The sequence below is a fragment of the Pseudomonas sp. E6002 genome (genome assembly GCF_013385565.1).
Taxonomy (GTDB): domain Bacteria; phylum Pseudomonadota; class Gammaproteobacteria; order Pseudomonadales; family Pseudomonadaceae; genus Aquipseudomonas.
The window spans coordinates 476,809-489,226 of the sequence record NZ_JACAPT010000009.1 but is presented as its reverse complement, the minus strand read 5'-3'; the positions used below and the strand labels follow the sequence as shown (position 1 = coordinate 489,226).

15 protein-coding genes are annotated in these 12,418 nt (G+C 61.6%); 2 read left to right on the top strand and 13 right to left on the bottom strand.

Features of this window, described 5'->3' with window-relative positions:
- Window positions 1-2: 2 nt before the first annotated feature.
- The 7 genes from HX815_RS08600 to exbB all read right to left on the bottom strand — a co-directional run bounded on the left by HX815_RS08600 (window position 3) and on the right by exbB (window position 5,078).
- Window positions 3-923: a hydrogen peroxide-inducible genes activator gene (locus HX815_RS08600; RefSeq protein ID WP_003213305.1), complete on the bottom strand. Its 921-nt coding sequence runs from the start codon at window positions 921-923 to the stop codon at window positions 3-5.
- Window positions 924-1,037: 114 nt separating this feature from the next.
- A complete protein-coding gene (locus HX815_RS08595; RefSeq protein ID WP_087693714.1) occupies window positions 1,038-1,568 on the bottom strand; it encodes an iron transporter in 531 nt (176 codons plus the stop codon).
- Between the two features lie 19 nt (window positions 1,569-1,587).
- The gene (locus tag HX815_RS08590) at window positions 1,588-2,406 is read right to left on the bottom strand and encodes an FTR1 family protein (RefSeq protein WP_177028062.1); all 819 of its coding nucleotides are present in this window, start codon (window positions 2,404-2,406) and stop codon (window positions 1,588-1,590) included.
- A 3-nt stretch (window positions 2,407-2,409) separates the two neighbouring features.
- On the bottom strand, window positions 2,410-2,745 hold the full coding sequence (locus tag HX815_RS08585; RefSeq protein ID WP_177028061.1) for a cupredoxin domain-containing protein: 336 nt from the start codon (window positions 2,743-2,745) through the stop codon (window positions 2,410-2,412).
- Between the two features lie 168 nt (window positions 2,746-2,913).
- Complete coding sequence (locus tag HX815_RS08580; protein WP_003213297.1) at window positions 2,914-3,663, bottom strand: energy transducer TonB; 750 nt, start codon at window positions 3,661-3,663, stop codon at window positions 2,914-2,916.
- Window positions 3,660-4,085: a TonB system transport protein ExbD gene (exbD, locus tag HX815_RS08575; protein ID WP_177028060.1), complete on the bottom strand. Its 426-nt coding sequence runs from the start codon at window positions 4,083-4,085 to the stop codon at window positions 3,660-3,662. Before exbD ends, HX815_RS08580 begins: the two co-directional genes overlap by 4 nt.
- 6 nt (window positions 4,086-4,091) lie before the next feature.
- Window positions 4,092-5,078: a tonB-system energizer ExbB gene (gene exbB / locus HX815_RS08570; protein ID WP_102604061.1), complete on the bottom strand. Its 987-nt coding sequence runs from the start codon at window positions 5,076-5,078 to the stop codon at window positions 4,092-4,094.
- Window positions 5,079-5,266: 188 nt separating this feature from the next.
- On the opposite strand from exbB, the gene HX815_RS08565 reads away from it, so the two are divergent.
- A complete protein-coding gene (locus HX815_RS08565; protein WP_008439436.1) occupies window positions 5,267-6,118 on the top strand; it encodes an SDR family oxidoreductase in 852 nt (283 codons plus the stop codon).
- 43 nt (window positions 6,119-6,161) lie between these two features.
- On the opposite strand, the gene HX815_RS08560 is transcribed toward HX815_RS08565, so the two are convergent.
- The 6 genes from HX815_RS08560 to HX815_RS08535 all read right to left on the bottom strand — a co-directional run bounded on the left by HX815_RS08560 (window position 6,162) and on the right by HX815_RS08535 (window position 11,466).
- Window positions 6,162-6,905: a hypothetical protein gene (locus HX815_RS08560; protein ID WP_003213290.1), complete on the bottom strand. Its 744-nt coding sequence runs from the start codon at window positions 6,903-6,905 to the stop codon at window positions 6,162-6,164.
- A 63-nt stretch (window positions 6,906-6,968) separates the two neighbouring features.
- Window positions 6,969-7,349, bottom strand: a complete 381-nt coding sequence (locus HX815_RS08555; RefSeq protein ID WP_003213288.1) for a RidA family protein — start codon at window positions 7,347-7,349, stop codon at window positions 6,969-6,971.
- Between the two features lie 24 nt (window positions 7,350-7,373).
- The gene (gene spoT / locus HX815_RS08550; protein ID WP_008439435.1) at window positions 7,374-9,479 is read right to left on the bottom strand and encodes a bifunctional GTP diphosphokinase/guanosine-3',5'-bis pyrophosphate 3'-pyrophosphohydrolase; all 2,106 of its coding nucleotides are present in this window, start codon (window positions 9,477-9,479) and stop codon (window positions 7,374-7,376) included.
- Between the two features lie 60 nt (window positions 9,480-9,539).
- Window positions 9,540-9,803 (bottom strand): DNA-directed RNA polymerase subunit omega, encoded by a 264-nt coding sequence (gene rpoZ / locus HX815_RS08545; RefSeq protein WP_003176920.1) that lies wholly within the window; start codon window positions 9,801-9,803, stop codon window positions 9,540-9,542.
- 167 nt (window positions 9,804-9,970) lie between these two features.
- Window positions 9,971-10,591, bottom strand: a complete 621-nt coding sequence (gene gmk / locus HX815_RS08540) for a guanylate kinase (RefSeq protein ID WP_003213284.1) — start codon at window positions 10,589-10,591, stop codon at window positions 9,971-9,973.
- 11 nt (window positions 10,592-10,602) lie between these two features.
- Window positions 10,603-11,466, bottom strand: coding sequence for a YicC/YloC family endoribonuclease (locus HX815_RS08535; RefSeq protein ID WP_008439430.1), 864 nt, complete (start codon window positions 11,464-11,466; stop codon window positions 10,603-10,605).
- Window positions 11,467-11,683: 217 nt separating this feature from the next.
- Here HX815_RS08535 and rph point away from each other — a divergent pair, with 217 nt between their 5' ends.
- Window positions 11,684-12,406, top strand: coding sequence for a ribonuclease PH (gene rph, locus HX815_RS08530; protein ID WP_003213280.1), 723 nt, complete (start codon window positions 11,684-11,686; stop codon window positions 12,404-12,406).
- Window positions 12,407-12,418 lie beyond the last annotated feature (12 nt).

The window sequence follows — 12,418 nt, the reverse complement described above, 5'->3', positions numbered from 1 at the left end:
AATTAGCTCGCAGCAGGCGGCTTGGCCACCGAACACAGGCGGATCGAGTCGGCGAGGATTTCAATCGCTTTCGGACGCGGGAAGCTCGCACGCCAGGCAATCGCCACGGTGCGGAACGGTACCGGCGGCGTCAGTGGGCGCACGGCGATCACGCCGGGGGCGTAGTGATGGCTGTCGACCGCCGACAACGGCAGGATCGAGATACCCAGTCCGGAGGCGACCATATGGCGAATGGTTTCCAGGGAGCTGGACTCCACGGTGGTGTGCTTGGCGCCGTCGTTGCCCTTGGTCAGGGTCGGGCAGGCTTCCAGCACCTGGTCGCGGAAGCAATGGCCTTCGCCCAGCAACAGCAGGCTCTTGTCGTTGAGCAGGCCCGCGTCGATGGTGTCTTTCTGCGTCCATGGGTGGGACGCCGGCATCAGCACGTAGAACGGCTCATCGTAGAGCGGCAGCGTCAGCACATCCGCCTCGTTGAACGGCAGGGCGATGATGATCGCGTCCAGCTCGCCGTTGCGCAGTTTGTCGCGCAGCACGTGGGTGAAGTTTTCTTCGATATACAGCGGCATCTGCGGCGCGACGCGGTGCAGTTGCGGAATCAAGTGCGGGAACAGGTACGGGCCGACGGTGTAGATGGCGCCGACTTTCAGCGGGGCGGTCAGTTGGTTCTTGCCGGCCTGGGCCAGCTCGCGAATGCTCTGGGCCTGTTCCAGAACCTTCTGGGCCTGGGCGACGATGCCTTCGCCGACGGGCGTCAGGCGCACGGCGCTTTTGCTGCGCTCGAAAATCAGCACACCGAGTTCGTCTTCAAGCTTCTTCACACCCACCGACAGCGTCGGCTGGCTGACGTGGCAACGCTCGGCCGCGTGGCCGAAGTGCTGCTCTTGGGCGAGGGTAACGATGTAGCGTAATTCTGTAAGAGTCATAGCGGGCGTCCATGAGGTTGCGGGCCAAGCATACCGGCTGCAATCGATAGACGCACGTTATCAGACAGCGTAGGGGCCGCAACACCGGTTAATCGGGTATCGCCGCCCCGTATTTCACTTTTGCGGGTACTTGAAGGTGAAGGTTTCGGTGAAGGGAGCCCACCATTCAGGCACGCCGGTTTCCTTGTCTACATGGTGGAAGAAGCCCTTGATCTGTGGGCTTTCATAGCGCAACACCACGGTGTAGGTGCCGGGGCCGTCCATTTTCACGTTGTTGGCGTAGTGGGCGCCGTCTTTGGCCACCATCGGCAACAGCGTGCCGATTTCCTTGTAGTCGGGCGAGCCCTCCTTGACCAGTGAGTAGCTGATGGTCAGGTAGGGCACCCACTCACCGTTGGACAGGCCGTATTTGTTGTCGGCGGTGGCGTGCACATCGGTCTCAAGGTGTACCGAGTCCTTGCTCATCACCATGCCTGGCGGCATGGGCGCCATTTCGATGCCCACCAGGTACGAGGAGGCGATCTCCATGTCATTGATCTGCACCGGTCCGCCAATCGGGTATTCGCGGGCTTGGGCGAGGGAGGAAGCGGCCACGGCGCTGACGAGCAGCAGTGCGGCGGCGAAGGGGTTGCGCAGGTGTTTCATGGTGGGGCTCCTGGGGCGGTTAATGTGATTGTGTCGGGCGTGAATGCAGTAAACGGTTACCCAGCACCAGGAGCGAGAGGGTGACAAGCCACGCCACCAATTGAACGCCCAGAGGTCGGTCGGTGTAGCCCACCAGCGCGGTCAATGCGCGGCCGGTGAGGCTGCCATCGGAGACCAGCCAGGAGGTGTCCCAGAGCTGGTAGCCCCAGGCGGGAATCAGGTCGATACCGGCGAGGATCGCGGCGGCCCGGCCAGCCATGCCGGCGGCAAGCAAGGCGATCATCCAGCCGGTAATCGAGAACATGCGCTTGAGGCTGATGGCGACCAGGCCGCGGTACATCAGCCAGGACAGCGCGGCGCCGGCGACGATGCCGAGCACGCCGCCGGCCAACATCGACAGTGGGTCTGTCTGGCTGGATGCGGCGATGCCATAGAGGAACAGCACGATTTCCGAGCCTTCGCGCAGCACGGCCACGGTGATGACCACGGCCAGGGCCCAGAGTGATTTTTCACCCTTGAGTACTGAATTGCCGGCGCTGCGCAGTTGGGTCGCCAGCTCGCGACCATGACTGGCCATCCACAGGTTGTGCCAGCCCAGCATGACCACGGCGACCACCAGGATGGCTGCGTTGAAAATCTCCTGGCCAAAGCCCTGCAGCGCCTGGGTAATTGCGCCGGTAAATAGTGCGAGGATGCCGGCACCGAGCACGCCGGCTGCGATTCCGCCGCCAATGAACAGCCCACGTCTTGCCAGGCCCTGGGTGGCGGCCATCACGATGCCCACCACAATCCCGGCTTCCAGCACTTCTCGAAACACGATCAACAGACAGGCCAGCATGGCTTACTCCTTGGCCGCGACGGCGGTGACCGTGCCTTTGGCCTGGTCGGGGTGGTAGTCATCGAAGAAGGTGTAGGTGCCGGGATGCAGCGGGCCGGCAAACACCGTGATGGTGTTGCCGGGGACGATGATTTTTTCGAATTTCATGTCGTAGCTTTCGAACTCGTCGACGCTTTCATCATGGCTGGTGAGTTGAATGCGAAAGCGTTCACCGGCCGGCACCTCGAACGTCGAGGGGCTGAAGGTGTGGTTCTGAATGACCAGGGTGACCAGCTGATCCGCCTGTGCAGCGGCGGGTAAAGCCAGTAGGAGGAGAGCCAGCCGGGCAGGGTTGGGCATGCCGAATGTCCGCTAATGAGAACGATTCGCGGATAATTAGCGTTGTCTTTAAGTGTTACAAGTGAAGATCGAGTTAGGTGTCGATTCGTTCAAGCCTGGTTCAGGTTGCGGTGATGCGCGGGGGAGGGAACAGCAGCCGTGGGCACCCGAAAGTGCCCACGGTAGGGTTTAGCGGCGACGTTTTTCGATGTTGTAAACGAATGGTGCAACGATCTCGATGCTCCCGCCTTTCAACATGTCGGCCGGTGGCTTGGGCAGCGGCTGGGCACGACGGATCATGTCGAGGGTGGCGCGGTCCAGGTCGGCGTTGCCGGAGCGGCCCACCAGTTCGTAGGACAGCACGTTGCCATCGGCATCAACCACGAAACGCAGGCGGTTCAGGCCTTCCTTGCCACGCGCCTGGGCGCCCGGCGGGTACTTCTTGTACTTCTGCAGGTGGCCCAGCAGGGTACTTTCCCAGGTGGCCTTGGCCGCGATCTGCTGCGGTGAAGGGCCCGGTTGTGGCTGGGCGGATTTTTCCGTAGGCGCGTTGTTCTGCGGAGTTTCGCTCGGCGGCTCTTCGGAAGGTTTTTCCTTGGGCGGATCGGGCTTCTTCTCCACAGGCTTGGGCGGCTGTGGTTTTGGCTTGGGCTTGACCGGCTTTGGCACCTGGATCGTCGGCTTAGGTGCCTCGGCCAGTTTCGGCAATGGCAGCTCTTCGACTGGCGCAGGCGGCTGTGGCGGCGTGATCACCTTCGGCGGGGCCGGAGGTGGTGGCGCCGGCATCGGTGCCAGGTCGATGACCATGGCGGCCGGAGGCAACTGGACCATATGTGGCGCCGACCACTGGAGCGCGATGATGATCGCGACGGCGTGGACGCCCAGCACGACGGCGAGGCTGGTGCCATAACGCGTCAGTTTGTGGCGCGTCGTGATCATTTCTTGGCTGCCGTCTCAAGTCCGACCAGGCCTACCTTGAGGTAGCCGGCCGCCCGCAGGGCATCCATCACGCTCATCAGGTCGCCGTAGTCCACGCCCTTGTCGGCCTGGAAGAAGATGGTCGTGTCTTTCTTGCCCTGGGTCTTGGTGTCGAGCACCGCGCCCAGGGTGTCGGATTTGACTTCTTCTTCGCCCAGGAACAGACGCTGGTCCGCCTTCACGCTGAGGAATATCGGTTTCTCCGGCCGCGGCGCAGGTTTCGCGCTGGAAGCGGGCAGGTCGACCTTGATATCCACGGTGGCCAACGGTGCAGCCACCATGAAGATGATCAGCAGCACCAGCATCACGTCGATAAACGGCGTGACGTTGATTTCGTGGTTCTCGACGAGCTCGTCGTCGCCTTGATTCAAATGCAGGCCCATGGCCGATTACCCCACTTTCACCATATGCGGTTGCGAGCTGCGCTCGGTAGGCAGGTGATCGAGGTCACGGCTGACCAGCAACAGGACTTCTGCCGAAGCGTCCGACACCTGCGCCTTGTAGCCGGCGATCGAACGGGCGAAGACGTTGTAGATCACCACCGCAGGAATCGCGGCAACCAGGCCCAGTGCGGTTGCCAGCAGCGCTTCGGCGATGCCGGGCGCCACGACGGCGAGGTTGGTGGTCTGGGTTTTGGCGATGCCGATGAAGCTGTTCATGATGCCCCACACGGTACCGAACAGGCCGACGAAGGGCGCGGTGGAACCGATGGTGGCCAGCACGCCGGTGCCGTTGCTCATGTTGCGACCGCAGGCGGCAACCAGGCGCTCAAGACGGAAACTGACGCGTTCCTTGATGCCTTCCTTTTCACGGGTGTTGGCAGACAGGCGCATCTCTTCGAGTGCGTCGTGAACCAGCAGGTGCGCCAGGGTGCCCTTCTTCGCCGCGCTTTCGCTGGCTTCTTTCAGGGTGGTGGCTTTTTTCAGGTGGACGATTTCAGTGCGCAGGCGACGCTTGGCGCCCAGCAGTTCGAAGCCCTTGGCGATCCAGATGGTCCAGGTGATGATCGAAGCGATGGCCAGGCCGATCATCACGATCTTCACGATGATGTCAGCGTTCTGGTACATGCCCCACGGCGACAGGTCGTGGGCCATGCCCAGGCTGTTGTCTTCTTCCAGCACGACGCCGGAATCGTCAGCCGGTGCGCCTTCGGCGGCCAGGGCCGGGTCGGTCGCGGCCGGTGCGGCGGCTGGCGCAGGAGCGTTTTGCTCTGTAGCTGGCGCGCTCGCTGCAGGCGGGGCGGCCGGCGCGGTGTTGTCGGCGAACGCGGCGGTCGGTGCCAGCAGGACGCTGAACAGCACTGCAGCAATCGCACGCAAGGCGCGGGATGGGCTGTGAGGCTTGGTTGGCGAAGCGGGGGATGTATTGCGTGTCATGCTGGCCGGACCTGAGAGAAAAAATGAGTGAGCGTCCTTCCAGACCGTAACGGGTCGAGGACAAATGGGCGGTTATTATTGCAAGTAATTCTTGTTAACAGAAGTAATACAGTTACTTTATTTGTCGTTTTGCTGGCCGCTGGTCATCTGCGGGGGCTAACCTTGACCTTTAAGAACGGAGTTTTGTGATGTCTGCGCCTTCTGTGGTGATTGCCGGTTGCGGCGATGTCGGTAGCCGTCTGGCCACCCAATTGCTGGCCCAGGGCTGGGAGGTTCATGGCCTGCGGCGGGATATTTCGCGCCTTCCCAAGGGCGTTATCGGGATTGCCGGCGACCTGTTCAATGAAGACTGTCCCGATACCTGGCCGGTGGGCGGGGTGGATTACCTGGTGTATTGCGCGGCCGCCACCGATCACGACGAGGCGGGTTATCGTGCGGCATACGTGCAAGGGTTGCGGCATGTGCTGGAGTGGCTGAACGACTACGGCCAGGAGCCCAAGCACCTGTTGTTTGTGTCCAGCAGCAGTGTGTATGGGCAGCAGAACGGTGAGTGGGTCGACGAAAGCTCCGAGACCAAGGCAGGCGGTTATTCCGGCCAAGTCATGCTGGAAGCCGAGCAAGTGGCGTTGGATAGCGGCATTCCCGCCAGTGTCGTGCGCCTTACCGGGATTTATGGTCCAGGTCGGGAGTGGTTGTTGAGCCAAGTGCGCCAGGGCTATCGCGTGGCGATTGATCCGCCTTTATATGGCAACCGGATTCACGCGGATGACGCGGCGGGTTTGCTGGCGTTTTTGCTGCAGCACGTGGAGCAGGGCGGTGTGCTGGATAAGTGCTACATCGGCGTTGACGATGCTCCGGCCCCGCTGGCCGAGGTGGTTGCCTGGTTGCGCGAGTACCTTGGCGTGACCGAATGGGCCGAGAACGCCAGCGTGCGACGCGCCGGTAGCAAGCAGTGCAGCAACGCCCGGGCCAAGGCGTTGGGCTGGGTGCCGCGTTATCCGAGTTATCGCGAAGGGTATGCGGCGATCCTGGAGGGTTGATCGCGGCGTGAAGAAAAAGGAGCCTGAGGGCTCCTTTTTTGCGTCACTGTTTTTCCAGCAACCACTGTCGTGGCCCGGGGGTAAACGAGGGTACCTCGTCGGCCTGGGCGGTGTTGATCGCCTGGAAGATCTCCAGTTGCTTGCCCTTGCGCGCAAAGATCCACGGGTTGCCCTGGCCGTTCAACTGTAGCCAGATACTGTCGTAGCCGCCGCTCATGGAGGCGCAATCGCCCGCCAGGCACAGCGAGTACTGATCGGCGCCGGGCAAGCCGGTCACCTGGCCATTGGCCTGGAACTGTACGGTGGCGCCTTCGCCAGTGCCGCTGCTGATTTTCCAGGTGCCGCCCATGTAGGCGGCGTACAGGGTGCGTTCGAAGTTGGCACCCAGTGGCGCGCCTTCGGGGGCTGGATCCTTGGCACGGGCGAACAGTTGCTCGGGCTCGTTATCATTGGCCCCTTGCAGCAGCAGCTTGCCTTTACGCTTGAGTTCAGTGGCGGAGCTGCCGTAGAAATCGACACTCCAGGCGCCGGATTTTTCACCCAGCAATTTGCCTTCAGCTACTTCAAAACCGTTGTAGTAGCGGGCCTGGGACGCTTTGGTGTTCACCTCCCATTCGAGGTTCGGACCATAGCTCTGCAGGGCTTCACGCAAAGGGCCGCCCTTGGCTGCCGCGTCGATGGCGGCCTGGTTGATCCAGGTGCCGCTCACATCCAGGTCGGCGGGATTGCTGGCGCAGCCGCCGAGCAACAGGGCGAGCAACGAAGAGGCAACGAGCGCTTTGCGCATTACGAAATCCTTCCAAGAACCAATTCGGCGCAGCCTTCCCGTGGAAGCGCTGCGCCGGATGTTTTACTCGATGACCAGAATGGCGTCCATCTCAACCTGCGCGCCCTTTGGCAGGGCGGCAACGCCGATGGCGGCGCGGGCAGGGTACGGCTGTTCGAAGTATTTGCCCATGATCTCGTTGACCTTGGCGAAGTGGCTCAGGTCGGTGAGGAAGATGTTCAGTTTGACGATGTCCTTGAACGAACCGCCCGCAGCTTCGGCAACCGACTTCAGGTTTTCGAAGACCTGGATGGTCTGGGCTTCAAAGCCTTCAACCAGCTCCATGGTTTTTGGGTCCAGTGGAATCTGGCCGGACATGTAGACGGTATTGCCCGCCTTGATCGCCTGGGAATAAGTACCGATTGCTGCTGGTGCCTTGTCGCTGGTGATAACAGTCTTGGTCATGAATGACTCCTTGTAATGGATGGGCTAGGCGCGCATGCGGGTGATGCGGATGACCCCGGTCAGGGCGCGCAGTTTCTTGATCACGCGGGCCAGGTGCACGCGGTCGTGCACGCTGACCACCAGTTGGACCACGCTGATGCGGCCATCGCGTTCGTCCATGCTGATTTTCTCGATATTGCCGTCGGCCGCGTTCACGCTGCTGGCCAGCAGGGCAATCAGGCCGCGCTGGTGTTCCAGCTCGACCCGCAGCTCGACGTTGAATTCGCCAGTGACATCCTTTGCCCACGAAAGCTGGATGCATTTCTCGGGGTTGTGGCGGATTTCACTGATGTTGCGGCAGTTGTCCAGGTGCACCACCATGCCTTTGCCCGCAGACAAATGGCCGACAATCGGGTCGCCAGGGATCGGCGTGCAGCACTTGGCGTAGCTGAGCACCAGGCCTTCGGTGCCGCGAATCGCCAGCGGGCCTTCGGGGCTTGGCAACTGTTCGCCTTCGCCCAGCAGGCGGCGCGCGACCACATAGGCCATGCGGTTGCCCAGGCCGATGTCTTCCAGCAAGTCTTCGATCAGTTCCTGGCGGTACTCGTGCAACATCGCCTGCACGCGTTCGGCCGGGATCTTGTCCAGTGAGCTGTCGAAGCCGTTGAGCACCTTGTTCAGCAGGCGTTCGCCCAGGCTGATGGACTCGGAACGGCGTTGCAGTTTCAGGGCATGACGGATGTGGGTGCGAGCCTTGCCGGTGACCACAAAGTTGAGCCAGGCCGGGTTCGGGCGCGCGCCCGGTGCGCTGACGATCTCCACCGTGGAGCCGCTTTGCAGCGGTTCCGACAGCGGGGCCAGTCGACGATTGATCCGACAGGCTATGCAGCTGTTACCCACGTCGGTGTGCACCGCGTAGGCAAAGTCGACCGCCGTGGAGCCTTTGGGCAGCTCCATGATCCGGCCTTTGGGCGTGAACACGTAGACCTCGTCCGGGAACAGGTCGATCTTCACGCTTTCGATAAATTCCAGGGAGTTGCCGGCACGTTGCTGCATTTCCAGCACGCCCTTGACCCACTGGCGGGCGCGGGCATGGGTGCCTTTTGGCTGCTCGTCGCCGGTGGATTTGTACAGCCAATGGGCGGCGATGCCGTTGTTGGCCATCTCTTCCATTTCGCGAGTGCGGATCTGGATCTCGATCGGCACCCCGTGCATACCGAACAGCGTGGTATGCAGCGACTGGTAGCCGTTGGCCTTGGGAATCGCGATGTAATCCTTGAAGCGTCCGGGCAGGGGCTTGTACAAATTATGTACAGCACCCAGCACGCGGTAGCAGGTATCGACCTTGTCGACGATGATCCGGAACGCGTACACGTCCATGATCTCGTTGAAGGCCCGGCGCTTGCCGCGCATCTTCTTGTAGATGCCGTAGATGTGTTTCTGCCGGCCGCTGACTTCGCCCTCGATCTCATCGATCGCCAGGCAATGGCTCAGGGATTCTTCGATCTTGTTGACGATTTCCTTGCGATTGCCCCGGGCGCGTTTCACTGCCTGGTAGATGCGCGCGGAACGCATCGGGTGCATGGCCTTGAAGCCGAGGTCTTCGAACTCGATACGAATGGCGTGCATGCCCAGCCGGTTGGCGATGGGCGCGTAGATTTCCAGGGTTTCCTTGGCGATGCGCCGGCGTTTTTCACCGGACAGCACTTCCAGCGTGCGCATGTTGTGCAGCCGGTCGGCCAGCTTGACCAGGATCACCCGGATGTCCCGGGCCATGGCCATGGCCATCTTCTGGAAGTTTTCCGCCTGGGCTTCGGCCTTGGTCTCGAAGTTCATCTGGGTCAGTTTGCTGACCCCGTCGACCAGTTCGGCCACGGTTTCGCCAAATTGCGCACTGAGCGCTTCCTTGGCAATGCCGGTGTCTTCGATCACGTCATGCAGCATCGCGGCCATCAGGCTCTGATGGTCCATGTGCATGTCGGCAAGAATATTGGCCACGGCAAGAGGATGCGTGACATACGCCTCGCCACTGCGGCGGCGTTGGCCGTCGTGGGCTTGTTCGGCGTAGAAATACGCTCGGCGGACCAGGTTGACCTGGTCTGGGCCGAGGTAGGTCGATAAGCGATCGGCGAGGGCGTCTATGCTCGGCAAAGTATTAACTCCTGCCGTTGGCTGTGACCCCGCGCCGTGCTACGTCGACCAGGCATAGGCTTAGACGGCCTCGTTGGACTCGTCCTCGAACGCTGCAAACAGCGGTTCGTCTTCAACGATTTCGGCGTTGGCGATGAACTCGTAGCTCATCAGGCCTTCAGCGATTTCACGCAGGGCTACAACGGTAGGCTTGTCGTTTTCCCACTGGACCAGAGGCTCTTTGCCGCCAGTGGCCAATTGACGGGCACGCTTGGTAGAGAGCATGACCAGCTCAAAGCGGTTATCCACGTGTTCTAGGCAGTCTTCAACGGTTACGCGGGCCATGGTATTCCTCGGAGCGAATGCAATATGCGCGCTGCCCGGTTGGGCGAGCGGACTGAACAGTTTAAAAAATCACCAGCGTTTAGGGAAGCGCTGATTTTTCGCAGGCCATCGCAAACGCGCTACAAGTGCCAATGTAAAGCCCTTGCAGCGGTTTTGGGAAGAGCCAATCAGCCGAGCAGTTCGGCCAATAATTTGCCGAAACGCTGCTGCTGACGCTTTTGCTGGAGCTGATTGGCGCGGAAAATCGCTTTCAGATCGTCCAGCGCGTGGGCGAAATCGTCGTTGATGATCAGGTAGTCGTAGTCGACGTAGTGGCTCATTTCACTGACGGCTTCACGCATGCGACCTTCGATGATCTCGTCGCTGTCCTGGCCGCGATTGGTCAGGCGCTGGTGCAACGCTTCCAGCGAAGGCGGCAGGATGAAGATCGAGCGGGCTTTGGGCATCAGCTGGCGCACTTGCTCGGCGCCCTGCCAGTCGATTTCCAGGATCAGGTCGTGGCCTTCGTCCAGGGTCTGCTGCAGGTGGCTTTGCGAGGTGCCGTAGAGGTTGCCGAAGACCTCGGCGCGCTCCAGGAAATCACCGTGCTCGATCATCTTGACGAACTCGGTGCGCTCGACGAAGTGGTAGTGCACGCCGTTCACTTCACCCGGGCGCATGGCGCGGGTGGTGTGGGATACCGAGATGCGGATCTGCTCGTCAGCGTCGGTCAGGGCCTTGACCAGGCTGCTTTTGCCCGCGCCCGATGGGGCGGAAATGATGTAAAGGGTGCCGGTGCTGTGGGTCATGTCAGGGTGCCTTACTCGATATTCTGTACTTGTTCGCGCATTTGCTCGATCAACACTTTGAGGTTGACCGCCGCCTGGGTGCTGCGCGGATCAAAGGCTTTGGAGCCCAGTGTATTGGCTTCGCGGTTGAGTTCCTGCATCAGGAAGTCCAGGCGCCGACCGGCGGCACCGGCGGACTTGAGCACGCGGCGCACTTCCAGGATGTGGGTGCTCAGGCGGTCGAGTTCTTCGGCCACGTCGCTTTTTTGCGCCAGCAGGACCATCTCTTGCTCCAGGCGCACCGGATCCAGTTCGGCCTGCATGTCGGCGAAGCGGTCCAGGACCTTCTGGCGCTGGGTGGCAAGCATCTGCGGCACCAGTTCGCGCAGGGTCACCACGTCTTCTTCAATGGAGGTCAGGCGGTCGCTGATCAGGCGGGCCAGTTCGGCCCCTTCACGCTCGCGGCCGGCCTTGAGTTCTTTCAAGCCCTGGTTGAACAGGGCCAGCGCCTCGGCGTTCAACGCCTGTGGGTCAGTGGCATCGGCCACCAGCACGCCGGGCCAGGCCAGGACTTCCAGCGGGTTGATGGCGGCAGGCTGCTTGATCAGGCCGGCGATGGTTTCGGCGGCGGCGACCAATTGGGCGGCGCGCTCGCGATCCACCTGCAACGGCTTGCCGGTGGTTTCCTCGGTAAAGCGCAGGGTGCATTCCAGCTTGCCGCGGGAGATGCCCTGGCGCAGTGCCTCACGAACCGCGCCTTCGAGGTCGCGAAACGATTCCGGCAGGCGCAGGTGCGGCTCCAGGTAGCGGCTGTTGACCGAGCGCAATTCCCAGCTCAGGGTGCCTTGGACGCCGGCTTTTTCGACGCGGGCGAAGGCGGTCATGCTGTGCACCATGGAGGTACCTCGCGATGCAGTCCCGCAAACAGGCGGGCTGATGGGTAGATTGAAGCCGACAGGCTGCGAAGGCGCAGGATTGTAGCTCAAGGGGACGGGTGGCCCCAAACAGTGGCTTCGGTGCCCGGGTTTGTAACAGGATTTTTTAGCCGTGCCGATCAGGGCTGGCGGCTCTATAATGCTCGGCAGTTTTTCGTCCTCCGTACAGGTATCCCCTATGAAACGTCCAAGTGGTCGCGCTGCCGATCAGCTCCGCTCGATCCGCATCACCCGCAACTACACCAAACACGCCGAGGGATCTGTACTGGTCGAGTTTGGCGATACCAAGGTTATCTGCACCGTCAGCGTCGAAAACGGCGTGCCGCGTTTCCTCAAGGGCCAGGGCCAGGGTTGGTTGACCGCCGAATACGGCATGCTGCCGCGCGCCACCGGCGAGCGTAACCAGCGTGAAGCCAGCCGTGGCAAGCAAGGCGGCCGCACCCTGGAAATCCAGCGCCTGATCGGTCGCTCCCTGCGTGCAGCCCTGGACATGTCCAAGCTGGGCGACGTGACCCTGTACGTCGACTGCGACGTGATCCAGGCCGACGGTGGTACCCGTACCGCCTCCATCACCGGGGCCATGGTTGCCCTGGTCGACGCGCTCAAAGTCATCAAGAAACGTGGCGGCCTGAAAGGCGGCGATCCGCTCAAGCAGATGATCGCGGCTGTATCGGTCGGCATGTATCAGGGCGAGCCGGTGCTGGATCTGGACTATCTTGAAGATTCGGCTGCCGAGACCGACCTGAACGTGGTGATGACCAGCACCGGTGGTTTCATTGAAGTGCAGGGCACCGCCGAAGGCGCGCCATTCCAGCCGGCGGACCTGAATGCCATGCTGGCCCTGGCCCAGAAGGGCATGACCGAAATCTTCGAACTGCAGAACGCCGCATTGGCCGACTGATTCAATCCCAAG

Coding starts and splice junctions, on each gene's coding strand:
- HX815_RS08600 (WP_003213305.1), bottom strand. CDS start 923: ATGACTCTTACAGAATTACGCTACATCGTTACCCTCGCCCAAGAGCAG.
- HX815_RS08595 (WP_087693714.1), bottom strand. CDS start 1,568: ATGAAACACCTGCGCAACCCCTTCGCCGCCGCACTGCTGCTCGTCAGC.
- HX815_RS08590 (WP_177028062.1), bottom strand. CDS start 2,406: ATGCTGGCCTGTCTGTTGATCGTGTTTCGAGAAGTGCTGGAAGCCGGG.
- HX815_RS08585 (WP_177028061.1), bottom strand. CDS start 2,745: ATGCCCAACCCTGCCCGGCTGGCTCTCCTCCTACTGGCTTTACCCGCC.
- HX815_RS08580 (WP_003213297.1), bottom strand. CDS start 3,663: ATGATCACGACGCGCCACAAACTGACGCGTTATGGCACCAGCCTCGCC.
- exbD (WP_177028060.1), bottom strand. CDS start 4,085: ATGGGCCTGCATTTGAATCAAGGCGACGACGAGCTCGTCGAGAACCAC.
- exbB (WP_102604061.1), bottom strand. CDS start 5,078: ATGACACGCAATACATCCCCCGCTTCGCCAACCAAGCCTCACAGCCCA.
- HX815_RS08565 (WP_008439436.1), top strand. CDS start 5,267: ATGTCTGCGCCTTCTGTGGTGATTGCCGGTTGCGGCGATGTCGGTAGC.
- HX815_RS08560 (WP_003213290.1), bottom strand. CDS start 6,905: ATGCGCAAAGCGCTCGTTGCCTCTTCGTTGCTCGCCCTGTTGCTCGGC.
- HX815_RS08555 (WP_003213288.1), bottom strand. CDS start 7,349: ATGACCAAGACTGTTATCACCAGCGACAAGGCACCAGCAGCAATCGGT.
- rpoZ (WP_003176920.1), bottom strand. CDS start 9,803: ATGGCCCGCGTAACCGTTGAAGACTGCCTAGAACACGTGGATAACCGC.
- gmk (WP_003213284.1), bottom strand. CDS start 10,591: ATGACCCACAGCACCGGCACCCTTTACATCATTTCCGCCCCATCGGGC.
- HX815_RS08535 (WP_008439430.1), bottom strand. CDS start 11,466: ATGGTGCACAGCATGACCGCCTTCGCCCGCGTCGAAAAAGCCGGCGTC.
- rph (WP_003213280.1), top strand. CDS start 11,684: ATGAAACGTCCAAGTGGTCGCGCTGCCGATCAGCTCCGCTCGATCCGC.